Source organism: Aneurinibacillus thermoaerophilus (assembly GCF_019603355.1).
GTDB lineage: Bacteria > Bacillota > Bacilli > Aneurinibacillales > Aneurinibacillaceae > Aneurinibacillus > Aneurinibacillus thermoaerophilus.
In genome coordinates this window covers 3017769-3042780 of the sequence record NZ_CP080764.1, presented here as the reverse complement: position 1 = coordinate 3042780, position 25012 = coordinate 3017769, and the positions used below count along the sequence as shown (strand labels likewise).

Here is a 25012-nt window from a genome sequence, read left to right as displayed (position 1 = left end):
ATGGAAATGAGTAAAAAAGCACCTGAGCTGTCCTCAGAATATAAATATGGGTTTCATGATAAAGATATTTCAGTTTTCCGTGCAAAAAAAGGTTTGACAAGAGAAATCGTTGAGGAGATTTCTCGTATTAAAGGTGAAGAGAAATGGATGCTGGATTTCCGTTTGAAAGCTCTGGAAATCTTCGAAAGTATGCCGATGCCGATGTGGGGCGGAGATTTGACGGAACTCGACTTTAACAGTATCACCTATTACGTCAAGCCGTCCGAGAAAAAAGGGCGTGACTGGAGCGAAGTGCCGGAAGAAATCAAGAATACATTCGATCGCCTTGGTATCCCGGAAGCTGAACAGAAATTTTTGGCTGGCGTATCCGCACAATACGAATCTGAAGTGGTATACCATAATATGCAGAAAGAGCTCGAAGAAATGGGTGTTATTTTCTGTGATATGGATACAGCTGTGCGGGAATATCCGGAAATTGTCAAAGAATACTTTAGCACGGTGATTCCACCGACGGACAATAAATTTGCGGCACTGAACAGCGCGGTATGGTCAGGCGGAAGCTTCATTTATGTTCCAAAAGGCGTAAAATGTGAAACACCGCTGCAAGCGTACTTCCGCATTAACTCCGAAAACATGGGTCAGTTTGAGCGTACGTTAATTATTGCGGATGAAGGTAGCTTTGTTCACTATGTGGAAGGCTGTACGGCACCGATTTACAGCACCGACTCGTTGCATAGCGCAGTCGTTGAAATCATTGTTAAGAAAGGTGCACGTTGCCGTTATACAACGATTCAGAACTGGTCCAATAACGTATACAATCTCGTTACGAAGCGCGCGGTTGCGGAAGAAGATGCAACAATGGAGTGGATTGATGGCAATATTGGAAGCAAGCTGACAATGAAATACCCGGCTGTTGTGATGAAAGGGCCGCGTGCCAAAGGCGTTGTGATTTCTATTGCGGTAGCGGGTAAAGGGCAGCATCAGGATGCAGGCGCAAAGATGATTCACTTGGCGCCAGAGTGCAGTTCGACAATTGTATCGAAGAGTATCAGCAAGCAGGGAGGTAAAGTCACATACCGTGGTCTTGCAAGCTTTGGACGCAAATCCGAAGGTTCTAAATCAAACGTAAAGTGTGACACGATCATTCTCGATAAACTTTCCACTTCTGATACGATTCCGTACAACGAAATTTTAAATAATAATATTACGTTAGAGCATGAAGCGACCGTTTCCAAAGTGAGCGAAGAGCAACTCTTCTATCTGATGAGCCGTGGTTTGAAAGAAGACGAAGCAACCCAGATGATCATCATGGGCTTCATTGAACCGTTCACAAAAGAGCTGCCGATGGAATATGCGGTAGAAATGAACCGTCTTATCCAGTTTGAAATGGAAGGTAGTATCGGGTAACCATTATTTGTTTGCGGTATTAACAGGTGATTGTGGTACAGGCAAAACAACCACGATTCGTCGATTTGTGGATCGCCTTCGTTTACAGTCTTTTACCGCAATTCGGCAGAGGATCGATATCCAATGCAGGCTGGGCCACTTTGATCGTGTGCAGGTAGGCGAGTATGTAACAAAGCATCTTCAATATGCCGGAGTTAGTCAGCAAATATTCTCTGATGGAGCGATCGATGAAATACATCGTTTTTCTGGAGGAGCCGCAAGGCTGATTAACAAGCTGTGCACGCACTGTTTACTTTATGGAGTACAGAACGGGCATCGCATCATAGATGACCATATGGTCAAACGGGTGGTTGAGGGAGAATTGTCATGATTCTCCCTTTCTTTCAAATAAGATTTGGACAAGATTTCCGTCAAAGCTCGGACAACAAACGCCGTCAAGTTATGGACAATATAGTATGTCATTAACAGTGAAGATGCAAAAATAAAAGAGAAATCATCAATGGAAAATAAAAAAGAAGGAGTATATTTTCGTTACATGGACTACATGGGAGATGAAGAGAAGAACGGACAACTTTTCGATGAATTCAATGATTATATTTCAACGGATCGTAAGAAAGAGATTGCGAAGTTGTATAGTGAAGCCGAACAAAAAGGTTCTCCAATGTGGCAAGATGTAGTTAGCTTTGACAATGATTGGTTAGAAGAACAAGGGCTATATGATTCAAAAACGCATTGGTTAAATGAAGTGAAAATGAAAGATGTGGTACGTAAAGCGATGGCTGCAATGATTGAAAAAGAGGAGATGCGTTCTCCAGTGTGGACTGCATCTTTTACAATATCGTGGAAAGCGTAAAAAAAGCAGTTTAAAAGCGATGCGTTCAACTGTTGCGAATCAAATTTTAGATCGTACACCTCCCTCTATGAATTAAAGTTTTTCTTACGAATACTCACGTATTCTCATGATATCTTGATTTTTATAAACGAAGTCTCAGTTAGACATTTGAAACTTTTAAAAATGTTGGAAGTGGAGGACGTAGCCTATCAGAGATCTATCGCCTTTTTGAAAAATATGGTTGCACATTGGATCTCCACAAGACTCATGGTGGTGTACCCTCCCATGTCTCTCAGGATCTGCTGTCCATACTTTCCTTCGTTCAACCTGTCCATGAGGTGGAGGCCAGAGATGCTCCTTTTCAGGGTCAGTGCCCGCATGGTAAAAATCATTCCGGCTTCTCCGTGCTTCGTTTTTAATCAAGGTATTGAATAAGAACGTATGCCAAAAAGAAACAACTAAAAGATTTATGCAGTGAGAGGCAAGATCTGACTACATAAAGGCGTAGCTTTCATTATCTTGTTCATGTCAAAATCGACTTCTTTACGTGCCAGCACAAACATAATCCGAAGCAGACGACAGCACAGGGCAATCAACGACTGCTGCTTGCGGAGCGGATTCTGCTGTCGGGTCGTATCATACACATGCAGCGCCTTGAATGCCTGGTTTTTGGCGACCAAGGGTCGGATCACTTTGTAGAGAAGTGCGCGAAGCTGTGGTCGTCCTCGTTTGGTAATTCGGGTTTTCCCTCGGTGCTTTCCTGAGCGGTTTTCTTTAAGGTTCAGACCAGCCAGCTTTTGAAGTTGACGAGGGTGCTGGTATCTGGACAAGTCGCCAACCTCTGCGAAAAAGCCGGCAACCGTGGCGATTCCCATACCCGGAATCGTAAGAATGTGCTGTACACCGGGAATGTCGTTTAGTAAATCTTCGATTTCCTTCATCACTTGTTCAAGCTGTTGTTGCGTTACTTCGTAGGTTGTAAGCAATGTTCGCAGTTCGAGCCTTGCCATCTTTGTGCCTTCACGCAGGCCAACAGAATGTCTCGCCTGTTCTACAAGCTCGTGGGCTCGTCTCGGGCGTAAGCCTCTTGCGATGCTTTCCTGCCATGTGGTCAAAATGCCGGATGTGCCTATCTGGATGATATCTTGAGGCAGTGGAAAACGTTTGAGCGTCTCCAATGCCGCTTTGCCTTCCCAGCTTGTAAACACCGTTAAGAATTCTGGAAAATAGCGATCCAGCCAGTTATGCACCTTGGCTTGAATACGTTGAAGCTCGTTTGAGAGGTGGTCTCGTATTTTGACAGCTTCCCGTAGCTCGGCATAGACACCGGTCGGGAAATAAGGTGCAGAGTACCGTCCATCTTTGACGAGCTGTGCAATCACGCGTGCATCTTTTGGATCGTTCTTGGTCGGTGAATTATCATCCAGCTCTTTTGACTTTTTCACATGCATCGGATTGACGACCACAACCGGAATCCTGCGGCTTCGTAAGAAAGCCGCTAAGGTCATCCAATAATGTCCCGTTGGCTCCATTCCCACAATGACCTCTGTTTTTTCGTGTTCTGTCATCAAGCTTTTCATCCAGTGACAAAATGCTTCAAATCCCTGGCGCGTGCTTAAAAAGGAAAAAGCTTTCCCGTACATAAGCCCACGGTCATTTTGTGCGCGTGCTACGTGTTTGTGCTTCGCGATATCTACGCCTACAATCAAGGTCGATTCTGTAATTTGAGAAATGCGTTGGTTTTGGCTATAATTGAGTACCTCCTCTGCTATTTCGAGGTCACGGCCGGTGACACTCTGTATGTTAACAGGAGGTACTTTTTTTATCCAAGCGCATTTTCATTCATTACAGGAATGCTTCTTTTAAAAAGATTGACGGACTAATTCGTGATAATGCAAAGGAATTAAAAGTGTTTGATTTACGTCAACATAAACAAATGCAAGACTTATTTTTAAAAGCGATAGATAAATTGCCAAATGATAGGAAAGAATGGTTTTATGGCTACCAGTCCGTCAATAAGGCACGTCCTTATATTGACCAACTCTCTACACTGTATTTGGAAACATATCATGCGGAAGAGATGGAGGAACTAGAAACGTTATTAGACGAACAAGTAGCAGTAAATAAGCGTTTATACGGCGAAGGTAGTGATTCTTCCTATAAAGAAAATAAGCTGGATGAACTTTATGAGCGTATGGGAAATGCAGTGCTTACACAAATGAGAGAGTATCAAAAAGAAGTGGAGCGTCCTAAAAAAAGAACAAGTGGAATCAGAAATGGAAAGTATTATTATTATTTTAATCCACTTACAAAAGGGAGTGAGCTACGACAAGCAATGTTTCTTTTAAGCAAGACAATGCGAAAGACATATCATGACTATCAAAATGAGCGTCATATTGCAGAGTTTGATAGAATGTTAGAAGGATATAATCATGAGATGTAGGAGGGAAAGAAATGGTAGCTAAAGTAATCGTCAATCGAATTCGCTGTAAAATATGTGACGATGTGATTTCATCAAAATATACGCATGATTTTAAAAGTTGTCAATGCGGTGCAATTTTTGTAGATGGTGGTACGGAATATCAGCGTATGGGTTGGGGAGCAGATCGTAAAGGTGAAAAGAATTTAACGATAGATGATTATATTGATACAAGTCTGTCGGTATTTGATGTATATTCAGAACGAGAATTTGAGTTGCAAGGTGTTATGGAAGTAATAGAAGAAGTTATTGAAGGAATATCAAAAATCAAAAATGGCGGAGATTTGTATAAAGCTATTTTTTTTGAAGAAAAGTTAAAAGGTCATTTATCAGAATTAGTTTTGTTGAAAAAAGAACTCAAGCAAGAAAGCGAGTAAAATATACCTTGCTCTCTTGCTTAATTGTTACAGTATCTAATTTACTTGTATTTACGAAGCTTTATAGTTTTTTTATATAGTGTATCAACTAGAAGTAGGAGGTTAAATCCGATAATTGACTTACATCCTTGTCACAACAACTTTTGTGACAATTTTTTTTGTCTGATTTATGCTTCGGTATAGTCAAATTAGTATCTGTATTATAAAAACTGAATAATACAGAAGCCTTTTTAGATTTCTTGACATCAATAAAAAACTCCTTTATGATATTGTTAACCAGTTAACAAAGGAGAGATGTATAAATGGAAAGTACTAAAAAGAAAGTTTTAAAAGCATTACAAGAATTAATCACTACAAGGGAATCTATTAGAAAGGCTGAATCAAGCAATAAGAGAAATGTATTGTTTGGCGTTTCTTGGACACTCACGCAATTTCATATCGTTGCACTTCTTAAAGAACACGGAATGAATAATACAAATTTAGCTAAGGAACTTAATGTATCTAAACCAGCGGTTACTAAGGCAATCAAAAAACTATTGGAGCATCGTATTATTGATGAAAGACAAAATGAGGGAAACAAAAAGGAAATTTTTTATGTTTTAACTGAAAAAGGAGAAATAATGGCTTCAATTCATGATAGATTGCATAAAGAAGCTGAAGATCAATACTTGTCGCTTCTAAATTCTTTTACGAAAGAACAACTTGAGACAATTATTATCTTTTTAAATACTCTTACAAGTCATTTGAAAGATGAAGTTCTTAAGTAGGAGGAGAGAGGAAATTGAGTGAGAGTAATCAACGAAAAAATAAAATTATTCTTCTTTTATTAAGTATCTCTGCTTTTTTTGCTTCCTTAAACCAAAACATTTATTCACCCATGATACCTCTCATCCGAGACACTTTCGAAACTACAATTTTTTGGGTGAATTTAACGGTTAGTGGTTTTATTTTTATTACTGCAATCATGCAAGTAATTTTAGGAACGTTCATTGATACAAAAAACCAGAAGAAACTACTAGTGTTTAGTCTCATATTAACAAGTATCTCTATTTTATTCTGTGCATTCACAACAAATTTCGTTGTATTTTTTATCGCACGAATGTTTCAAGCGATTGGTACAGCGATGATCCCGTTAATCGCAGTGAATGTGATTGCGATTTTATTTGAAGGGGAAGAACGAGGGGATGCAATGGGAACATACCAAATCCTATTAACGTTAGCCCCAGCACTTGCACCAATATTAGGAGGTTTCATCGGGCAATACTATGGTTACTCGGGTGTATTCTTATTTTTATTCATTATTTCGATGATATTATTGATTTTTCTAGGGTATCAACTTCCAACACTGAATGGTCAACAAACAGTTGATGATAGAAAAGAACGTCATATGTATCAAAGATATAAAATTTTGTGGTCAAATAAAAAAGGAATAAATGTCATTGGAGTTGGTTTTTTGACTTTCCTGATTTATTTTTCAATACTGACATATTTACCTGTTTTATTGCATGACCATTATCAAGTCTCTTTACAGATTATTGGATTATTATATTTACCTTTAACGGTAAGTATGATCTTAGGTAGTGTTCTATTTAAAAAGTTACAGAGAAAATTCGATTTAGAAAAATTATATCATGTAACTTTGTTTCTAATGCCAATTCTTATTATTTTATTTGGTATTATTCTTGAAAAAAATATCATTATACTTAGTATCGTTTTATTTATTTATGGAGTTTTATTAGGATTTTCATCACCATTATTTTCAACTATGATTAGTAATCAATATACAAACGAAAGAGGATTAGCGTTAGGTTTATTTAATTTCGTTCGATATTGTGGCATGGCAATAGGGGCTGGTATTGTAGGAGTTAATTTCCTAAATTCAACTTCTTTATTCATTGTTCTTGGAATCCTATTTTTAGCATTTTCACTAGTGCTTAATCAAAACCAAAATGTTAAAATTAAAGAAGGTTCTGAATAGACAATAGGATTTGTATATGTAGGATGAATTATAATCGCTCACAAATAAATAATAATATGAGGGTTATGCTGTGCCGTTAAAAAGCCATATAACCCTTTTCTTGTTCTTAATTGTAATTTTTAGTTAAGGTTTGATGCAACTTTAAACCTAATCGTTCATTTTTAGAAAGTAGTGATATAGTTCTGTTTCTCCCAAAATTAGTGATTGGTAAAGCTGATAAATTCAAATGTCCGATATTGTTGGCAATTAGTTCAGGTACTATGGTTACCCCCATTCCAGATGAAACAGACCCGAGAATAAAGTCACTGAAATCTAATTCATTTAAAATGTTTGGTTTTTGACCTAAGGAATCCATTTGTTTAATAATATGTTTCCTCGTGTCACAAGGACTTTGATGAATAATGAGTGGCTCTTTACATAGTTCTTCAAGCCTCACTGTTTTTTGATTATTAAATCTGTGATTCAAAGGAAACACTGCATAATAACTTTCTGAAAATAATTCAAATTTTTTCAAGTATTTTCCATTGTATTCAGTATCTACTAGGATTGCATCCATCCTATCTTCCTGCAAAAATTGGTAGATAAATTAGGGAATGGATACAACTTTAAAATTAACATTTAAAATTTAATATTAAGAATTTTTAATAAAATTAAATTTTTTATAGATTTTATATAGACTATCCAAAAATTGTATGCTATCTTCTATTCAAGAAGTGCTTCTTATAAGATATTTTAAAAGTTTTGAATTTGATTTTTAGTTTGTTCAATTATTTTGACAAGGGACAATACGAAAAAAAGAGAACCAGAACATGATAAAATACTTTAAGAAAATTGGATTATTATTAATGGCTTTCGTTTTCACACTTTCTATTAATGGACAAGTATCTGTCCACGCAAAAGAAGTAGGTGAATTATGGAATGAAAAAGATTTTCAAGTGGCTGTACTCGCGATTGATTACTTGAAAACTGATGAAGATGAAAACGGTAATATACTAATGGAAATAGTTGCTCCTGAAAAGTTAGATAAAGGTCTTAAAGAATTGGACTATCCATTGGATATTGATGAATTTCAGAAAAATATTGATAACTATAATGATATAATGGTTAATGAGAATGACGAAGGTGTAATGAATGATTTTTAAAATGAAGTGAAAGGTCAATATGAAGATATACAATCTTGAAAATATCCTGATCCAAATGTAATATCAACTAAAGCAATTTCTTGTAGTGATGTATTAGGTGCTATTGGATTAATTTACAGTGGCTCTTATGCAGCTTATGCAGCTACAGATGCTTTACTTGGTATTAGTGGCGGATTATCTGCTGGTATCCCGTTCATTATTGCTACTGTATATTACTTAGCAAGTTTACTCTGTTAATAAAGGAGTGGTATAGTGAATTTCTTTAAAAAATTTTCTTTTTCTTATGTGTTTTTGGGGATAACTATTATACTATTTTCAACTTCTTTTAAAAATTACGAAAATAGTTTATATATTACTTTATTATTTTTATTTATAGCTAACTTTACTTGTTTTGCAACTGAATATTTATTAACAAAGTATTTTGAAAATAAAGAAAAAAATAGTGATAAGAAAAAAAGAGCAATGTATGCAACTTTTATTATGGGACAGGTAGCAGTTACATTAATTGTATTTTTTGCATTTAAGAATATTTTTCCGACTATGGTTTAAAAATATATAAATGCCTTCGACGTTCTTAGAAAAAGGAAGAGTCTCTTTAAAAGCCTCTTTCTTTTTTAAAATACAGATTGGTGGATAGGCTACACTAAGTTGGATAGTTAAAATAAGAAAACGTTAACTTAAACAATTAGATTTCAAAGAAGTCTTATGCCTAATTTGTGCCTAAATGAACTGACTTTCTATGATTTTATTTGATGAATGAAATGTGTAATTGTCATATTCTATGAGTGGTTTGAGCGTTAATGATCGTGTTTGATAAATTGAAATCATCAGCGCTAATGCGTCGTTTTTAATCATCACGTACAATTACTGGCTCCACAGGCAAGAGCCGCCCTAGACCAAATGAAATATGAATCGCTGCTGAATTTGGTGTGGTATTAGGGACGGATACAACATCACATCAAAACGGTTCTGTAGGTGGGGAGATTACGAAGCGTCTTGTACAAATGGCAGAGCAACAATGAAATGGAAGAAACCTACAATAAAACTCTCCACATTGCATAGTATGTGATACGCAAGGTATGGGGACTTGTCATAAGCCTCTCGGAAAATCCGGGAGGTTTTTTATTTATCTGAAAGAAAAGAAGCTGGAAACAAACAATAGCATGCAAATAGCTATGAACCTTGCTGTTTGTTTGGGTGACGTGGATTTTTTTATAGTATTTACATAAAAGATTTACAATTTATTATAAATTGATCATTTTTTGTATCATATGTAAAAATATATTTGATCTTATTTTCTTAATATATTAAATTTATAGATAGGTACCTGATTTAAGATTGAATAGCTACGTAGCTTTCCATTAGTTATATGTTAAAAATTCAAAGGAAGGAAAGTGATAATTATGAAATTGAAAAAAATTCTATTGTCTACCTTTGTTTTTTCTGTGATATTTTCTGTGTTTTTGTTAGGGCAAGGTTATCATGCTCATGCTGAGGAGGGAGATTGCCCATATGGTGATGGTATTCATAGAATGGCAGCCAAAGGAACAGCAGTTGTTAAAGATGAGAATACTGGAGACTATATATTCACAGGTACATTCTTTAAATGCAAAAATTGTGGCGATTGGATTGTAGTTTCAGGATATCCACAATCGGGAGGGTCAATCGGTAAATATATCACTGAGGGAACAATTACAGGCAGTTTGAGAGAAGGTTTTACCATTGAAGTTAACCCCGATTATGTCTACCATACTAAGGATACCAAACTTCCTGGTTATAGATTCTATAAAATGTGATTTCTTAATGAAATAGAAATATTTTTTACCATCCTTGCTACATGTTAATATGTAACAAAAGGGAAGCGTGTGTATTACATGAAATGTTAGAGCAAATAGTTCCTTGAAACAGCGATGCCTGGCTGCGTGTCGGTTAGTTTATTATTGAAACTGAATGCGTTATGATGACAGGAGGCAGCCGCTCATGCGTTGAAAGAAGGGATTCCAGGAGCGGAAGTATACGGGTTTGTGGCATCCCATTCGAAATGGAAGGCTCGATCGGTTAATCGGCGTGAGTGTTGTGAAGAAAAACTCCCAAACGATTCGTTTGGGAGTTTTTTATGTGATATGATAATAAAAAGCACAGACGTAGAAGAAGGTAATGAAGAGTGGAGTGGATTGAGAAATGGGATGGTTAGTCTTGACGCTAGTCGGGGTGGTAGCGGGTACGTTCGGAAGTTTGCTTGGGCTTGGCGGAGGAATTATTCTTGTACCGGCATTGTTTTATTTGTCGGAACTTGTTCCGGGGGCACCCGAGATTACGCCGCAACTAGCGATCGGCACTTCGCTGATACTAATTATTATTACAGCTTTATCTTCCAGCATCAGCTACGCTAAACAGAAGCTGATTGATTTTTCAAGCGCTCTTTTGTTTTTTTTCGGAAGCGCGCCTGGCGCTGTTATTGGAGCCTGGTTATCCGCTTTTTTTGATAAAGAATCTTTTAACATATATTATGGACTGTTCATGTTGTTGATGTTGTTCATCTTAACGTACCGTTCGAAACTGCGGCCCAAAAATGGGCACTGGAAAACAACAAGAACATACACGGATATAAGTGGTCATGTATATACATATGGATATTCTAAACCTCTTGCTATCGGTATCGCTTTTTTGGTCGGCATTCTATCCAGTGTATTTGGCATTGGTGGGGGAGCATTGCTTGTGCCGTTTTTACTTGTGCTGTTCCGTTTTCCGCCTCATGTGGCTGCGGCGACATCCATGTTTGTCATTTTGCTTTCTTCGCTTGTAGGTAGCGTAACGCATATTACGCTTGGACATATTGTATGGAGCGCAGTTATTGCCACCGCACCTGGCGCCTGGCTTGGCGGAAATCTCGGAAGCCGCTTGTCGCGCAAGCTTTCTGGAAAATGGCTTGAGCGTATTCTTCGTTTTGTATTGTTGCTGATCGCTGTTCGCATGCTTTGGCAAGGACTGGTGTAAGGGGGAAGTGTATGGGGCTAAACAAAAAAAACACCTTGCATATATTGCACACGAATGATTTGCACAGCCATTTTGAAGAGATGGCACGCATCGCAACAGGCTTGAAACAGCTCCGGCTTGAACTACAAAAGCAAGGGTACCCCGTCGTTACGGTAGATTTGGGCGACCACATGGACAGGATGCGGCTACAAACAGAAGCCACCTGGGGACAGGTCAATGTGGACGTATTGAATGAGACCAGGTATGATTTTGTTACCATCGGCAACAATGAAGGACTTACATTTCCGAGACCGAAGTTTAATGAATTGTATCGGAACGCGGCTTTTTCTGTCATCTGTGCTAACCTGCTGGATGCAAAAACGAAACAGCCTCCACCTTTTTTACGATCCTATACGATTACAAAGTACGGTGATTTTACGGTTGGCTGGATTGGAGTTACCGCTTCTTTTCCCGAAGTGTATAAGCTATTAGGATTTATCACGCTTGATCCCACGCGTGTCGTCGCCGAACAGGTGGCTAGCATTCGGCCTTATGTTGATATCATTATTGTGCTGTCTCATGTCGGCTATCAATGGGACGTGGAAATGGCCCGTAATATTGATGGAATCGATGTTATTCTGGGCGCCCACACACATACGTACCTTGCAGAAGGGGAACGGATAAACCATACGCTTGTTTGCCAGACAGGTAAGTTCGGGCAGAATATAGGACATGTCACGATTACATATGACAAGCTAAAAAAAACGATTTGTAAACTTGAGGCCCGTTGTTTACCCACTCACCTATACAAACCGGACGGGAAAGTGGAACGGATTGTTGATAGGCACAGAAGGCATGCTGAGCAGGTTATGGGAGAGGTCGTTGCTCGTTTAGAATACGATCTTCCTGTATCATGGGAAGAAGAATCACCGCTGGGGAATTTGCTTGCGGCTGGACTGCGTTCTTGGGTCGATGCAGAAATCGGAATTGTCAATTCAGGTACACTTTTGTTTTCCCTTGAGAAGGGAAATATAACCCGTAAGGATATTCTTTCACTTTGTCCGCATCCGATTAATCCTTGCCGGATGAAACTGACAGGCGAGCAATTGCTGGACATATTGGAAGAGTCCCTAAATGAGGAAATTATAAAAAAACAAATCCAGGGATTTGGATTCCGAGGCAAAGTGCTTGGATGTTTGTGTGTGGATGGGGCCGATATTTACTACAATCCTTTGGCACCGGTAGGCCGAAGAATCGTTCGAGTAGAGGTACAAGGACGCCCGTTACGGAAAAAACAGTTGTATTCTGTTGGAACAATTGATATGTTTACTTTTGGGATTGTTTTTCCTACTTTCCAAAAAGGATTGGGAACGAAATTTTATCTCCCTGAGTTTTTGCGCGATGTTCTGGAGAAGCAATTACGTACGAAAGAAGCGCTGGAAAAATCGTTGAACAGGCATTGGTATGCTGAGTAAACAGGGAATACTATATACATCTTGTTTGATGTTTCCATATTTATACTACGACAATGAACGGCAAAAGTGTATCAGTTTATCAAGTACGAAGTCATGTGCATATAGAAAAAGAACTGCCTGTACCGGCGGACAGATAGGAAAGGGGTAGTTTCATTCATGAAGTTAGTCGATAATATCTACAACCTTTATCGCGACAAACTGGTAGGAGAGGAAGAAGACGTTCCGGCTATTGTAATGAGTCTTCTTCACGGGCAGAGCAAAGAAGAATTGTTGCAGTGGATTCAGGAGATGCAGGAAACAGAAATTTATCAGATGCTTGGCCTTTATTTAATGGAAATGCTGCGAATGAAAATGGCCGAGGAAGGTGTAGGAGACGTTCGTCCAGAACCGTTGAGACAGCAAAGATATCATTAATGAGTCACTCTCCTTGGGCTGATGACATATTGTATTAAGGGAAAGGAAAAGGCACAAGGAGGAAAAAAATGTTATGATTGAGATGAGGCCTTTGCTGTTGAATGGCCATCAGGTCACAGCGGTCTCCGTCCAGCTTCCGAAAACGAATTTGTTAATCATAACGACAGAAAAAGGATATATTATGTGTGGCGCACTTGATATTGCCCTGTTGAATGAACGACTGGCAAGCAGGGGAATTATTGCGGGCCGCGCGCTGGACGTGAGGACTATTGAGCAATTGTTAGAGGCGCCCCTTGAATCGGTGACTACGGCGGCGGCTGAACAGGGAATTGTTCCGGGAATGAAAGGAAAAGACGCGATACTTGCAATGATGTAAAAAAGCTTTCCTATAGGAAAGCTTTTTTTAGGTCATTTATACAATATATTTCCTACCTTTGGATAGGTATAATGAGAAAAAGAGACTAGATAGTAATAGGGAGTTAAGAAGTATGAGATTAATCTCGATTCGTCATTGCCGGCCAGGCATGAGATTGGCGCAGCCGATTTGCACAGATCAGGGAACTATATTGCTCAATACCGACATGATACTGACAGGCAGTATGATTCAAAGGTTAGAACAAAAAGGAATTTATGCATTATACATACACGATGAAGCAACTGCGGATGTTGAAAGGAACGAAGCGGTTTCGGCTGAAACGAGGCAAATAGCGGCGAAAATGATTTATCGCGGATTTAATGAGATTATTCATGCGGAACAGAAGTGGAAGGCGCGCCTGTCCCCCGGCACACTTGCCGCATTTCGTACCGCATTTGAAGCGATTCTTAGTGATTTGAAGCATAACCATAGGGCGATGGGACTTTTGAGTCATATGTACATACAGGATCATTATGTTTATGCCCATTCTTTAAATGTAACCATTTACGCTACTGCTGTTGGGTTAGAATTAGGTTATAATGATAAAGAATTACTCGAACTCGGTATGGGAGCAATGCTGCATGATATCGGAAAGCTAATGGTTCCGCGCGAAATTTTGTATAAACCGGGTAAGCTTACGGATCAGGAATTTTTTCAGGTGAAAAAACATGCGGAATATGGATTTGAATATTTGCGCCATCAGCAGGGAATTCCGCTATTGAGCGCGCATTGCGCGTACCAGCATCATGAGCGGATGGATGGAACAGGCTATCCGCGCGGGTTAAAAGGGGACAACATTCATAAATATGCCCGCTTGTTGGCCGTATGTGATGTGTTTGACGCTTTGACAGCCAACAGAGTCTACCGCAGTGCGATGCTTCCTCATAAGGCTATGGAGATAATTTACACAGGTTCTGGAACCCAGTTCGAGAAGAAGGTTGTTGAAGCATTCCACAAAACAGTAGCGATTTACCCAGTTGGGCTTGCAGTGACGCTGAGCAACGGAGCTACAGGCGTTGTGGTAGATTATAACCGGGATTTGCCGGGGCGTCCGGTTGTACGAATTCTTAAAAATCCGGATGGAAGCAGCGCGGAGCCATACTACGAGATTGATCTTGCTAGGGAATCAACGCTGATGATTGTGCAATGTGATACAATTTTGTAGCTATAGGATGAGGTGAAACAAAATATGAAGTTAGAGAACTATGTCACAAGTACGGAAGATAACGTATACGCGATTAAGAATGTGCCGACCGAAGTTGTCGGCACTGTTTTTGCGAAAGTAAGCCGCAGTCCGCGCAGCTTCCGTGATAATTTGTACGATTTAATTAAAGAAGATATGCTGCATTTGCCGGATGTTGACATGATTTCGATGTTTAAAGAATCGGCGGCACATGCTGGTGGTTTCATGAAGAAGTGGGGGGTTGATTACGGTCATTCCAGCATTAAAGAGCATGCTTTTGCCCAATTCTGCATTGAAGGTGTATCTCGCTGGTTTACAGAAATTCTAGAAACGGTGCAGGCGGCGAAATGGCTATCTTTTACGGAATTTAGCCTTCGCTACCAGAAGCCGCAGGACTTCGTTGTTCCGCGGGAATTGGATCAGCATCCAGAATTAAAGGAACACTATATCACCTTTGGCAAAGAATGCTTTCGGAAATATGAAGAGCTTGTTCCGCTTTTCTTTGCCTTGATTAAAGCAAAACACCCTGGCATGAAAGACAGTGCTGTAGAAAAGCTTGCGTATGAAAATGCGCGCAATGTGCTGCCTCTGGCCACTAAATCAAACGTAGCTGTCACCGGCAATGCTCGTGCCATTTCCGACGCGATTGCGGAAATGCTATCACATGAAGGGTATAGCAGCGAAGTGGTGGAGATAGCGCAGAAAATTCGCAAGCATACGACCGAAGTGCTGCCTTCGCTTATCAGCCATACGGAAGCGACGCCGTATCTTTGCTCTTATATGGCAGAGTTTTATCAGCGTCGTGTGCAGGAACCGGAAACATTGCCGGTGTATAACGGCCCGTTTGTGGAAGTGACGAAAGACGCCGCAGCGCTTGCGTTTACACGCTCGGATGATATGGTGCTGGGCGATCTGGCAAAGATGAACCGATTCAGCGAACTTCCCGCCATCATGCGCGCATTTGGTAAGCGTGTGGCGGTGACATGCTCCGAAGGCTGTCATCACCAGATTATCCGGCATCGTGCGTTCGACTTTTCACTTCAACTTCCGGATACGCGTTACGGCTTGATTCTTCCACAAGAAGCAGTGGAAGCATCCGGCACGCCAGAAGCGGAGCGCATCATCAATACATTGCTGACTATGCGGGCAGAGTCGCACCGATTGTACAATGAATTGGTGGAGAACGGCTTAATTGGCATCGCGCCATATGTTGTCTTGAACGCTAACGCGCGCCGATTGCCGTTTTATGCAAACATGTACGGACTGGCCCATTTCGTGACGCTGCGTAAGGAAGAATACGCACAGGATGAAATTCGCAGCGTGGCCTTTCAACTTGAACGCATTTTCCATGATATGGAACATTCTTTGCCTGGATTTGAGATGGATCGGCATTTGAAGAAATAAAAAAGCGCTTAGGGCGTTGGGCTACATGTTTTGTCCGTTCGCTATTCACGAACTTTCCCTTCTTTCTGTTGCTTAATTGCTTAAAAAGTAAACTCGATCGCAAAGCTGTTCTCTAAGCGGAGCACACAAAACATCTTGGTCGCTTAAGACACAAGATAGTTGTGTGCTCTTTTCCACTTTTTAACGGCTTTGTTGCAGTACAAAAGGAAAAATCGCGCAAAAAATCAATCAAGCCCGGGAAGAAGAGGTGAATGGATAAGTTGCTTAACATGAGAACCTAGGCGCTTTTTTTTGCACTCTTAGCCAGATAAAGCGAATATGTTATAAGATACAGTCCCATGAATACAATCGAAATACGATACATGACCGCGTAGCTGGTTGCCGTTGCTATGGTGCCGAGCAGCATAGCACCCGCGCCGATTCCCAGATCAAATCCGGAGAAGAACGTGCCGTTGGCGGCGCCACGCCGGTTGGGTGCCACCCTGTTAATCGTCCACGCCTGTAAGGTCGGCTGAATAGCGCCAAACCCGATGCCGTAGAATACAGAAGCAAGAATAAGTGACAACAAATTATTGGAATAAGATAAAAACAGCAATCCTACAGCTGTGAAGAATGCCCCTGGCAGCAGGATCCATACGTGTCCACGCCGATCAAACAGTTTGCCCGCCACAGGACGGACGATCATAACCATGAGAGCGTGAGTCAGAAAGAACCATCCTACGTTTGTAATTCCTGCTTCTTTGCCGAACAGCGTAATAAAGGTAACAATCCCGCCATATGTAAGCCCGAGCATTATTGCAAGAAATGAAGGAAATAGCGCCTTTACCTCTAACCATTCATCGAGTCGGTTACGATGTTTTGGCTCCGGAGAAGGAACGAAAACAGAAACATCTGGATAGCGAATGATCTGGGAAAGCAGAAAGCTTATCACAGCAAGCAATGTAGAAACAAAAAACAGCATTCCGAAGCCGGTTTTTTCTACAAGCCAGATGCCAAACAGCGGTGCAAGCGCCATCGCCAGCGTAGAAGAAAGGCCATAGTATCCCATGCCTTCTCCACGTCGTTGCGCCGGAATAATGTCAGAGACGACCGTTCCGAAGGAGGTGGTAGCAATTCCCCATCCGATGCCATGAATGACTCGCAGACTTAAAATAAGAAATACGGTTGTTGTCCAGTAGTAACCTGCCACCGAAAGAATGAAAATAAGCAGACCGATAGCCATTACTTTTCTCCTGCCGAGCGTGTCAAGTGCTTTTCCGGCGAACGGGCGAGCAAGCAGAGCGAATACGGTAAAAATCCCGATAACAAGCCCAATAGAGAATTCGTTGCCGCCGCTTTGCTCCACATATACAGGAAGCGTTGGGATTAACATTTGAAAGCTGGTAAACAGAAATAGGTTCGATAGGGTTGTCAATATAAAATCCCGGGTCCAAAGGGCGGGAGAAACGTCAGTTCGCGAGGGAGCTTTCATATGCTCATCTCCTTTTTGAGAATGCTTTACCGTAATTTTACGATAATCTCGATAGAATGTCCTTTCATTATATATATGGTTTTGTCAGAAAACGTGTCTTCTAACCAAGAGGAAGCAGGGGTTTTTGTTTGCGTAAAGTGAATCGAAAGAGCAGGAGCGAGAGGGAAAGGGAGGGGAAAACATGAAGAGAAAGCCTTCGCATTTTGCTATGCTAGAGACGGCGCAAACATGATAGGCATACCGGATAGACCGTGGCAGCGTGTTGCTTGCCCCGTTTCCTTTCATATCGAGTAAACATCAGCTTAATATACAGATATATTTCGATAGGTTGCAAAAAAATTCAACAAAATGTGTCTAAATTGTGAACTTTTTCTTCTAATTCTTCTCTTTTTCGATATAATTCGATAAACTGTAAACGTTGTTAGTGGAAAGAGATAGAAAGAAAAAGATTTCCTTAATTATAAGAGGTGGCCTATTATATAGAAAATTTTACTTGCCGAATCCACAGTAACGTGGAACGGGGGACAATTTATTTTTGGGGTGGATCCGTGCAAGCGGAAAGAGACCTTCTCCTCTTAACCCGTCAACTAACCTCGTAGGCATGAAGGGAGTAAAACTAGGCTATGAAAAAAAAGAAAATTATGATATTTGCGATTTCTGGGACAATCGCTCTTAGCGCTTTGTTTGCGCCTATAGGTACCCGTACAGCTTCCGCAGCCGAAAATTCTCTTGTGGAGATAGCAAAAAGTTTAATAGGAACGCCTTATAAGTGGGGGGGAACCACCAAAAGTGGTTTTGACTGTTCCGGATTTTTGAATTATCTCTTCAAAAGAGAAAAGATTTCTTTGCCGCGTACGGCAGCTGCTATGTATCAGAGAGGAACACCGGTTTCTCGTTCTCAGTTACGTACGGGTGATTTGGTATTTTTCAAGACGTCCCGTCGTGCTCCTGTAACACATGCGGGTATGTATATTGGAGACGGGAAATTTATTCATTCTTCCAGCGGCCGTGGTGTTGCTATTAATGATATTAATGATAAATATTACTGGGGAAAACGTTATGTAGGCGCGAAGCGCATCTTGAAATAAGCGGAGTATTTATTTACATACATCTTGCTATTAACTCCTAACTGCCATAAGGACGGTTGGGGGTTTTTTAATTTTTTACGGATGCCCCCCATAAACACGTTATTTAGCTCGAAGAAAATAATTAAGTGGGAACCATATATTTACTGGTTTGCTAACTTCCGAAGGCCATCAGGATACGTTAGATTGGATGGTGATAACATAAAAAATTACTGGTAGAAATAAAGCGGCGTAAGCAGGCTTTATTTATATGAAAATAGTAAGGGAAAGGTGGGTTTTCATCATGAAACGAAAATTTACCAAGCTAGCGTTGGCTATGGGTTTGTCACTAAGTGTGGTTTCTGTAGCTTCCGCGGCCAACTTCAAAGACTTCGACAACTTTTACTGGGCGAAACCCGCAGTGGATAAATTAGTAGCAGAAGGGATTGTGTCCGGTTATAAAGACGGAACGTTTAGACCAGGCAAACAAGTGTCCCGCGCAGAATTTGTAACAATGGCCAACAAGGCGTTTGGCAAGTTCAATGAAAATGCAATTGTTGATTTTAGCGATGTGCATAAGTATCAATGGTTCTATCAGCAAGTTGCTTCCGCTTATCAAGCAGGTTATGTCACCGGATATCAGGGCAAGTTTGCACCGAATAAGCCCATTACACGTTTTGAGGCGGCAGTTATGATGGCACGTCTGCTAGAACTGGATGTGACAAAAGTCGACACCGCGCAAAAGCTTGATGATTTTAATCAAATACCGGTGTGGGCGGTCGGCAGCGTCTCTGCTCTGGTAGACAAGAAAGTGATGAAAGGATATACGGATAACACCTTCCGTGGAGCTAAATATATTACACGCGCAGAAGCGGCTGTGTTGATTGAACAAGCGCGCGCATATCTCTATGGTAAACTAAAGTAATATTGGTATATTTTGTGGCGTTATACTTCTTCCGGCCTGAAAGCGGTGCTTTCAGGCTTTTTGTTTGCTCCCGCTTTCCACAAAGAAGCTATTCTGTTCGCTCCACTTTGGTAAAAGCGGTGCTGGATAGAATGTCTTTTAGTCCTAGACTGCCGGCTTTGGGCATATATTGCAGCAAGGGGGTGGAAACATGGGAAGGAAGAGATGGCGCGGAAGAAACGTTCGTTCCCCGATCCCTTCGAAATATATGTTTTTAATTTCCCTCCTGATTTTTTTGGGTCTTACTTTTCAAACATTCTACTATATAGAGAAAAATATAGAGCCGGCCATTCGTGAAATCGCCCGCATCCGGACGGAGCAACTAGCGACCAAAGTGATTCATGATGCTATCGGTCAAAAAATAATTAAAGATGTTAACTTTAAAGAACTTGTGCAGCTAAAGGAAGATAAAGAGGGAAAAATCCAGGCCGCCATTTTTAACCATAATGAATATACGCGTATTGCGTTGGACACGATGGAAAATGTGACCCATGCGTTGAAAAACTTAGAAGAGGTGCCGCAGACACTTCCGCTAGGTCAGGCGCTGAAGAGCAATTTGTTGGCACAACTAGGCCCCGACTTGCCACTTACGCTTGTACCATTCGGAAGCGTGCATGTCGAATTGGAACCGAGAATGAAAGAAGCAGGCATTAACATGGTATTGATTACAGTTGTTATTATTATCCAGACAAAGGTAAAAATTGTGATTCCTTTTGCAACGCAGCCGGCGATTGTAAAAATGGAAATCCCAGTTTCAAACGCGCTTATCGTCGGAAATGTGCCCCAATTTTACTATGACGGCAAAGGACGGCCGACAGGAAGCGAAATTCCGGGCGTACAACCACCCAGTATCGTGCCTCCTGTACAAACCAATAGCATAGAAATTCAGAAATAGTGGATGCATAGGTTTAGCCAAAATCATTTTTGGGAATAATATAATTATTAGCTTTAAAAATTTTTCTCTCTCTCTTTCTCCCCCTTATTTTTCCACTGCAAGAACGGCAGTGGATTTTTTTTTGTCTTTATGATTAGGAATAAAATGGGTAATTAAGATAATTCTATCGAACAAAGTATTGTGATATATTGTAAAATAGAAAAGAAGGATGTAAGCGATTTCACAGCTGGTTGTAAGAGTGGAAATAGAAGATGAATAAACAGACAGCATAAAAAGGAAGGATAAAGAGAAAGCGGCAAGGCTGGCATAGAAAACTAGGCAAAAGAAAGCATATGTAGTATGTTGAGAAGAATGAATGCTCATTCAATAAAATTACATAAATGAAGAGGTGGGATAGCGTGAACATGTTATGGGGACTCTTGGGGATTCTTGTTGTGCTCGGGATCGCATTCTTATTTTCTAATAACAAAAAGTCGATTAAACTGAGGCCCGTGCTGGGTGGTTTGGCGATTCAACTAGTATTTGCATTTATCGTCCTGAAATGGGAAACAGGGAAAAAGTGGCTGGAAAAATTAACGATGATCGTTACAGAAATTACGGGTTACGCAAATGAAGGAGTTAAATTCTTATTTGGCGGTTTATATACGCCCCAATCCGGAATTACTTTCGTATTTGCATTCCAGGTATTAACCGTTGTTATCTTTTTTTCCGCTCTGATTTCCGTGCTTTATTATCTCGGCATTATGCAATTGATTATTCGAATTATCGGAGGTGCGTTGTCGTGGCTGCTTGGAACGAGTAAAGCGGAATCAATGTCCGCTGCCGCAAACATTTTTGTCGGACAGACGGAGGCACCGCTTGTTGTTCGTCCCTACATCGCGACAATGACCAATTCGGAATTGTTTGCGGTGATGACCGGTGGACTGGCCTCGGTGGCGGGTTCTGTGCTTGTGGGCTACTCGCTGCTTGGCGTGCCATTGGAATATTTACTGGCAGCCAGCTTTATGGCGGCACCGGCCGGCCTTGTGATTGCAAAAATTTTCGTGCCGGAGACGAAAATACCGGAAACCGCTCCGGGAAGCAAATTGGAGTTCAAAATGGATGAGGACTCGGAATCGGTTAACGTTATTGACGCTGCTGCGCGCGGCGCAAGCGTCGGTTTGCACCTTGCGCTTAATATTGGAGCTATGCTGCTTGCTTTTATTGCGCTTATCGCTCTCATTAACGGGGGATTGGGCATTATCGGTGGCTGGTTTCATTACGAAGGATTATCTTTGCAGAAGATTCTCGGATTTATTTTTGCCCCTCTTGCATTTGCGGTCGGTGTGCCATGGTCTGAGGCGATCATGGCCGGAGGCTTTATTGGTGAGAAGCTTGTATTAAACGAGTTTGTAGCCTATACTGATTTCGCTCCGCAAATTAAGAATCTTACACCGAAAACGGTAGCGATTGTCAGCTTTGCGCTCTGCGGCTTTGCCAATCTGTCCTCCATGGCGATCCTTTTGGGCGGGCTCGGAAGCTTAGCGCCGAACCGGAGGCAGGATATTGCGCGTCTCGGGCTGCGGGCCGTGGCGGCCGGTATGCTCGCTTCACTGTTAAGTGCGGCAATGGCTGGTATGCTTGTGTAAAGAAAAGTAAAGGGAGGTCTGTCGTATGAGGATGGTTGATTTAATCGAAAAGAAGCGGGACGGAAAAGAATTAAGCAAAGCGGAAATTGATTTTATTATTCAAGGTTATACGAAAGGCGACATTCCTGATTACCAGATGTCTGCCCTAGCGATGGTGATTTTCTTCCGTGATATGACACAAGAGGAGCGAGCGCATTTAACAATGGCGATGGTGGAATCGGGCGATCAGATTGATTTGTCAGCGATCGAGGGGATCAAGGTGGATAAGCATAGCACCGGCGGCGTAGGGGATACAACGACGCTTGTTCTTGCCCCGCTGGTAGCTTCGCTTGGCGTGCCGGTGGCCAAAATGTCCGGGCGTGGTCTTGGTCATACTGGCGGCACCATTGATAAGCTGGAATCAGTTCCGGGATTTCATGTAGAAATTGATAATCAACAGTTTAATGAGCTTGTCAACAAAAATAAAGTCGCTGTTGTGGGACAGAGCGGCAACTTAACTCCTGCGGACAAAAAATTATACGCATTGCGTGATGTTACCGCGACGGTAAATTCGCTCTCGCTTATCGCAAGTTCTATTATGAGCAAAAAAATCGCGTCTGGCGCTGATGCTATCGTCCTTGATGTAAAGACGGGTAGCGGTGCGCTTATGAAAGAGCTAGAACAGGCGCGCGAACTTGCGCGGGCGATGGTGGATATCGGGAATCGTGTGGGTCGTCAGACGATGGCGATCATTTCGGATATGAGCCAGCCGTTAGGTTATGCGGTGGGCAATGCCCTGGAAGTAAAAGAGGCAATTGATACGTTGCGTGGCCATGGACCAAAAGATTTGGAAGAGCTTTGCCTGACGCTGGGCAGCTATATGGTATATCTTGGAGGAAAAGCGCAAAGCCCGGAAGAAGCGAGAGAGAGATTAAAAGAAGCGATCGCGAACGGTCAGGCACTTGAAAAGTTTAAAACATTTTTGTCTGCTCAAGGTGGAGATGCTTCAGTTATCGATGATCCATCCAGATTGCCGACAGCAAAATATGTATTCGAAGTGGCAGCGCCGGCAGAGGGTTATATCGCTTCCATTCAGGCGGACCGGATCGGCACAGCAGCAATGTTGCTCGGCGCAGGTCGTACAACCAAAGATTCAGCTATTGATTTGGCGGTTGGCGCCGTGCTGCGGAAAAAGGTTGGCGACACCGTACAGAAAGGTGAACCGCTTGTGGCGATTCACAGCAATCGCGAAGACATAGCCGACGTAAAGAGAATGATTGAGGATGCGTACAGAATTACACCAGATGCAGTTAGTGCTCCTCCGCTCATTTACGACGAAATCCGTGCATAAAAATATGGAAAAGTCCTGCGGAAAGACCGTAGGACTTCTTTGTGGGCCCACCGGGTTTTGGGGTGTTTACATTTCCAGCTTTTTATTTCATCGAAAGCATATTTGATAATATAAAGGCTATTGTCTAATTAATCTGAAGAAGGTAAAATGACGTACTTGGGTGGTAATATAAAAACAACACCAATCTAGGGTAAAATCAACTCATACAGTGGGAGATGTTAACAACATGGAAGCACATGAAACAACCTACTATGATGCTGTTATTGTAGGCGGTGGATTGGCCGGCTTATCGGCCGCAGCTTATTTGTCCAAGAAGGGAAAGAAAGTTGTTGTATTAGAACGCGGTAACCTTGGTGGAAGGGCCGTCACGCTAAAAATTAAAGGCTTCGCGTTTAACTTTGGTGCACATGCGATTTATGGCCGCGATACTTCCGTGCTCCGCAAATTTGAGAAAGAGTTAGCTATTCACATCGACTGGAGAGATTTTCAGCCCAACAAGGCGAAATATGACATCGGTGACAGATTAACGGATGTGCCTGCCAATATTCAAGGTTTGTTCAGCACTTGCGTATTGAACAGCATGGGTAAAATCAAATTCACGTTTGAAATTTTCAAAACGATGCTGCATATGGAGAAAGGACATCCGCACCTCTCCATTGCAAAGTGGATGGAGGAAAAAGAAATTAGTCCTGACGTCAAGGATATGATGTTAACTCTTGCTTCCTCTAACTTCTTTACCCGGGAACCGGAACGAATTCCGTCCGATGTATTCTTTAATTATTATCAGCGCCTGTTTACAACCAACAAGCCAGTTGCATACATTGGCGGCGGCTGGCAAGCGCTTATTAATGAGTTTGTTCGCGTTATCGAAGAAAATGGTGGTACCATTATTACGAAGGCAAAGGCGGAAGCGGTGGAGGCAGAGAATGATCGCGTGATAGCTGTACAGACAACACAAGGGATGTTCAGAGGCCATGAGTTCCTGTTTTGCATTCCGCCGAAAGAGCTGGAGAAAATTGTAGTAGGTACAAAAATCGAACATTTTATTAAGCAATACTCAAGCTATGAGCCGAGTTATGTATATGTGTACGATGTCGGTTTAGCAAAGCGGATCGATGTGCCATACACGTACATTTACGATAAGAAGAATAAAATGTTTATCACCGACATTTCACACTATGACGAAACATGTGTGCCGGAAGGCGGCCAATTACTACAGGCTATTGCATACCTAACAGAAGAAGATCTGAAAGATAAAGAAAAAATTCAGGAATATCACGAAAAAATCGAAGCGCTTTATGATAAACACTTCGCCGGCTGGCGTGAACAGCTGGTGGTGCCACGCGTATCCAAGCGCGCCGCTGCGCAGGAGATTAAGTGGACGATGACCCAGAAACCGATGCCGCTTTATTTGCCGGATTACCGAAATGTATTCTTTGCGGGCGATTGGTGCGAAGGCAAAGGGCAATTGTCAGAACTGTCGTTTCACAGTGCGTATGAATCGAGCAAACTCATCTTGCAAAAATATTCTTACGTATGAAAAAACGAAAAAGCGTAATGGGGTAGGTTTATAACTGG

Annotated in this window: 24 protein-coding genes, 2 pseudogenes and 1 riboswitch; of the genes and pseudogenes, 23 read left to right on the top strand and 3 right to left on the bottom strand. The window is 41.4% G+C overall.

Going from position 1 to position 25012, the window contains the following annotated elements; all coding sequences use genetic code 11:
• Nucleotides 1-6 precede the first annotated feature (6 nt).
• The 3 genes and pseudogenes from sufB to mobL (K3F53_RS15705) all read left to right on the top strand — a co-directional run bounded on the left by sufB (nucleotide 7) and on the right by mobL (K3F53_RS15705) (nucleotide 2260).
• Nucleotides 7-1407, top strand: coding sequence for a Fe-S cluster assembly protein SufB (sufB, locus tag K3F53_RS15715; RefSeq protein WP_057897713.1), 1401 nt, complete (start codon nucleotides 7-9; stop codon nucleotides 1405-1407).
• A gap of 70 nt (nucleotides 1408-1477) precedes the next feature.
• Nucleotides 1478-1777, top strand: a pseudogene (locus K3F53_RS19480) (AAA family ATPase); the annotation flags it as partial.
• A 90-nt stretch (nucleotides 1778-1867) separates the two neighbouring features.
• Nucleotides 1868-2260, top strand: a complete 393-nt coding sequence (mobL, locus tag K3F53_RS15705; RefSeq protein WP_322787669.1) for a relaxase MobL — start codon at nucleotides 1868-1870, stop codon at nucleotides 2258-2260.
• A 446-nt stretch (nucleotides 2261-2706) separates the two neighbouring features.
• Here the strand turns inward: mobL (K3F53_RS15705) and K3F53_RS15700 are convergent, their stop codons facing one another.
• Nucleotides 2707-4011 carry an IS110 family RNA-guided transposase gene (locus K3F53_RS15700; RefSeq protein ID WP_220561059.1) on the bottom strand — a complete coding sequence of 435 codons (1305 nt, stop codon included), beginning with the start codon at nucleotides 4009-4011 and terminating at the stop codon, nucleotides 2707-2709.
• Nucleotides 4012-4073: 62 nt separating this feature from the next.
• On the opposite strand from K3F53_RS15700, the gene mobL (K3F53_RS15695) reads away from it, so the two are divergent.
• The 4 genes from mobL (K3F53_RS15695) to K3F53_RS15680 all read left to right on the top strand — a co-directional run bounded on the left by mobL (K3F53_RS15695) (nucleotide 4074) and on the right by K3F53_RS15680 (nucleotide 7073).
• Entirely contained in the window at nucleotides 4074-4682 is a 609-nt protein-coding gene (gene mobL, locus K3F53_RS15695) for a relaxase MobL (RefSeq protein WP_220561057.1), read from the top strand.
• A gap of 11 nt (nucleotides 4683-4693) precedes the next feature.
• Nucleotides 4694-5095, top strand: coding sequence for a DUF7695 domain-containing protein (locus K3F53_RS19475; RefSeq protein WP_246615648.1), 402 nt, complete (start codon nucleotides 4694-4696; stop codon nucleotides 5093-5095).
• 302 nt (nucleotides 5096-5397) lie between these two features.
• Nucleotides 5398-5862 carry a MarR family transcriptional regulator gene (locus tag K3F53_RS15685; protein ID WP_057897718.1) on the top strand — a complete coding sequence of 155 codons (465 nt, stop codon included), beginning with the start codon at nucleotides 5398-5400 and terminating at the stop codon, nucleotides 5860-5862.
• 14 nt (nucleotides 5863-5876) lie between these two features.
• Nucleotides 5877-7073 (top strand): MFS transporter, encoded by a 1197-nt coding sequence (locus tag K3F53_RS15680; RefSeq protein ID WP_220559101.1) that lies wholly within the window; start codon nucleotides 5877-5879, stop codon nucleotides 7071-7073.
• A 106-nt stretch (nucleotides 7074-7179) separates the two neighbouring features.
• Here K3F53_RS15680 and K3F53_RS15675 read toward each other — a convergent pair whose 3' ends face one another.
• A complete protein-coding gene (locus tag K3F53_RS15675) occupies nucleotides 7180-7644 on the bottom strand; it encodes a LysR family transcriptional regulator substrate-binding protein (RefSeq protein ID WP_281423700.1) in 465 nt (154 codons plus the stop codon).
• Nucleotides 7645-7882: 238 nt separating this feature from the next.
• Between K3F53_RS15675 and K3F53_RS15670 the strand changes: the two genes are divergently transcribed.
• The 10 genes and pseudogenes from K3F53_RS15670 to K3F53_RS15625 all read left to right on the top strand — a co-directional run bounded on the left by K3F53_RS15670 (nucleotide 7883) and on the right by K3F53_RS15625 (nucleotide 16082).
• Complete coding sequence (locus K3F53_RS15670) at nucleotides 7883-8215, top strand: hypothetical protein (protein ID WP_057897721.1); 333 nt, start codon at nucleotides 7883-7885, stop codon at nucleotides 8213-8215.
• A gap of 252 nt (nucleotides 8216-8467) precedes the next feature.
• Entirely contained in the window at nucleotides 8468-8764 is a 297-nt protein-coding gene (locus K3F53_RS15665) for a hypothetical protein (protein WP_246615647.1), read from the top strand.
• Between the two features lie 318 nt (nucleotides 8765-9082).
• Nucleotides 9083-9237: pseudogene (locus K3F53_RS15660) on the top strand (small, acid-soluble spore protein, alpha/beta type).
• Between the two features lie 381 nt (nucleotides 9238-9618).
• Nucleotides 9619-10011: a hypothetical protein gene (locus K3F53_RS15655; RefSeq protein WP_057897723.1), complete on the top strand. Its 393-nt coding sequence runs from the start codon at nucleotides 9619-9621 to the stop codon at nucleotides 10009-10011.
• A 385-nt stretch (nucleotides 10012-10396) separates the two neighbouring features.
• The gene (locus tag K3F53_RS15650) at nucleotides 10397-11212 is read left to right on the top strand and encodes a sulfite exporter TauE/SafE family protein (RefSeq protein ID WP_057897724.1); all 816 of its coding nucleotides are present in this window, start codon (nucleotides 10397-10399) and stop codon (nucleotides 11210-11212) included.
• Nucleotides 11213-11223: 11 nt separating this feature from the next.
• Nucleotides 11224-12666: a bifunctional metallophosphatase/5'-nucleotidase gene (locus K3F53_RS15645; protein WP_057897725.1), complete on the top strand. Its 1443-nt coding sequence runs from the start codon at nucleotides 11224-11226 to the stop codon at nucleotides 12664-12666.
• 156 nt (nucleotides 12667-12822) lie between these two features.
• Nucleotides 12823-13080 carry a DUF6154 family protein gene (locus K3F53_RS15640; protein WP_057897726.1) on the top strand — a complete coding sequence of 86 codons (258 nt, stop codon included), beginning with the start codon at nucleotides 12823-12825 and terminating at the stop codon, nucleotides 13078-13080.
• A gap of 73 nt (nucleotides 13081-13153) precedes the next feature.
• A complete protein-coding gene (locus K3F53_RS15635) occupies nucleotides 13154-13456 on the top strand; it encodes a YunC family protein (protein ID WP_057897727.1) in 303 nt (100 codons plus the stop codon).
• A gap of 112 nt (nucleotides 13457-13568) precedes the next feature.
• A complete protein-coding gene (locus K3F53_RS15630; protein ID WP_057897728.1) occupies nucleotides 13569-14660 on the top strand; it encodes an HD-GYP domain-containing protein in 1092 nt (363 codons plus the stop codon).
• Nucleotides 14661-14684: 24 nt separating this feature from the next.
• Nucleotides 14685-16082 carry an FAD-dependent thymidylate synthase gene (locus tag K3F53_RS15625; protein ID WP_220559099.1) on the top strand — a complete coding sequence of 466 codons (1398 nt, stop codon included), beginning with the start codon at nucleotides 14685-14687 and terminating at the stop codon, nucleotides 16080-16082.
• A 277-nt stretch (nucleotides 16083-16359) separates the two neighbouring features.
• Here K3F53_RS15625 and K3F53_RS15620 read toward each other — a convergent pair whose 3' ends face one another.
• Nucleotides 16360-17553 (bottom strand): MFS transporter, encoded by a 1194-nt coding sequence (locus K3F53_RS15620; protein WP_220559098.1) that lies wholly within the window; start codon nucleotides 17551-17553, stop codon nucleotides 16360-16362.
• Nucleotides 17554-18037: 484 nt separating this feature from the next.
• Nucleotides 18038-18169, top strand: a riboswitch (cyclic di-AMP (ydaO/yuaA leader).
• A gap of 7 nt (nucleotides 18170-18176) precedes the next feature.
• Between K3F53_RS15620 and K3F53_RS15615 the strand changes: the two genes are divergently transcribed.
• The 6 genes from K3F53_RS15615 to K3F53_RS15590 all read left to right on the top strand — a co-directional run bounded on the left by K3F53_RS15615 (nucleotide 18177) and on the right by K3F53_RS15590 (nucleotide 24974).
• A complete protein-coding gene (locus K3F53_RS15615) occupies nucleotides 18177-18641 on the top strand; it encodes a C40 family peptidase (protein ID WP_057897731.1) in 465 nt (154 codons plus the stop codon).
• A gap of 280 nt (nucleotides 18642-18921) precedes the next feature.
• Nucleotides 18922-19542 carry an S-layer homology domain-containing protein gene (locus K3F53_RS15610; protein ID WP_057897732.1) on the top strand — a complete coding sequence of 207 codons (621 nt, stop codon included), beginning with the start codon at nucleotides 18922-18924 and terminating at the stop codon, nucleotides 19540-19542.
• A 190-nt stretch (nucleotides 19543-19732) separates the two neighbouring features.
• Entirely contained in the window at nucleotides 19733-20476 is a 744-nt protein-coding gene (yunB, locus tag K3F53_RS15605) for a sporulation protein YunB (protein ID WP_057897733.1), read from the top strand.
• 398 nt (nucleotides 20477-20874) lie between these two features.
• A complete protein-coding gene (locus K3F53_RS15600; protein ID WP_057897734.1) occupies nucleotides 20875-22104 on the top strand; it encodes a NupC/NupG family nucleoside CNT transporter in 1230 nt (409 codons plus the stop codon).
• Nucleotides 22105-22129: 25 nt separating this feature from the next.
• Nucleotides 22130-23434, top strand: a complete 1305-nt coding sequence (locus tag K3F53_RS15595; protein ID WP_057897735.1) for a pyrimidine-nucleoside phosphorylase — start codon at nucleotides 22130-22132, stop codon at nucleotides 23432-23434.
• Between the two features lie 226 nt (nucleotides 23435-23660).
• A complete protein-coding gene (locus K3F53_RS15590; protein WP_057897736.1) occupies nucleotides 23661-24974 on the top strand; it encodes a phytoene desaturase family protein in 1314 nt (437 codons plus the stop codon).
• The last annotated feature ends 38 nt before the right edge of the window (nucleotides 24975-25012 follow it).

Bases quoted from the DNA above. Each gene is read 5' to 3' on its own strand.
- K3F53_RS19475 (WP_246615648.1), top strand. From the start codon at position 4,694: ATGGTAGCTAAAGTAATCGTCAATCGAATTCGCTGTAAAATATGTGAC.
- K3F53_RS15650 (WP_057897724.1), top strand. From the start codon at position 10,397: ATGGGATGGTTAGTCTTGACGCTAGTCGGGGTGGTAGCGGGTACGTTC.
- K3F53_RS15630 (WP_057897728.1), top strand. From the start codon at position 13,569: ATGAGATTAATCTCGATTCGTCATTGCCGGCCAGGCATGAGATTGGCG.
- K3F53_RS15595 (WP_057897735.1), top strand. From the start codon at position 22,130: ATGAGGATGGTTGATTTAATCGAAAAGAAGCGGGACGGAAAAGAATTA.
- K3F53_RS15670 (WP_057897721.1), top strand. From the start codon at position 7,883: ATGATAAAATACTTTAAGAAAATTGGATTATTATTAATGGCTTTCGTT.
- K3F53_RS15685 (WP_057897718.1), top strand. From the start codon at position 5,398: ATGGAAAGTACTAAAAAGAAAGTTTTAAAAGCATTACAAGAATTAATC.
- K3F53_RS15635 (WP_057897727.1), top strand. From the start codon at position 13,154: ATGATTGAGATGAGGCCTTTGCTGTTGAATGGCCATCAGGTCACAGCG.
- K3F53_RS15610 (WP_057897732.1), top strand. From the start codon at position 18,922: ATGAAACGAAAATTTACCAAGCTAGCGTTGGCTATGGGTTTGTCACTA.
- K3F53_RS15645 (WP_057897725.1), top strand. From the start codon at position 11,224: ATGGGGCTAAACAAAAAAAACACCTTGCATATATTGCACACGAATGAT.
- sufB (WP_057897713.1), top strand. From the start codon at position 7: ATGAGTAAAAAAGCACCTGAGCTGTCCTCAGAATATAAATATGGGTTT.
- K3F53_RS15655 (WP_057897723.1), top strand. From the start codon at position 9,619: ATGAAATTGAAAAAAATTCTATTGTCTACCTTTGTTTTTTCTGTGATA.
- K3F53_RS15640 (WP_057897726.1), top strand. From the start codon at position 12,823: ATGAAGTTAGTCGATAATATCTACAACCTTTATCGCGACAAACTGGTA.
- K3F53_RS15615 (WP_057897731.1), top strand. From the start codon at position 18,177: ATGAAAAAAAAGAAAATTATGATATTTGCGATTTCTGGGACAATCGCT.
- K3F53_RS15590 (WP_057897736.1), top strand. From the start codon at position 23,661: ATGGAAGCACATGAAACAACCTACTATGATGCTGTTATTGTAGGCGGT.
- yunB (WP_057897733.1), top strand. From the start codon at position 19,733: ATGGGAAGGAAGAGATGGCGCGGAAGAAACGTTCGTTCCCCGATCCCT.
- K3F53_RS15620 (WP_220559098.1), bottom strand. From the start codon at position 17,553: ATGAAAGCTCCCTCGCGAACTGACGTTTCTCCCGCCCTTTGGACCCGG.
- K3F53_RS15625 (WP_220559099.1), top strand. From the start codon at position 14,685: ATGAAGTTAGAGAACTATGTCACAAGTACGGAAGATAACGTATACGCG.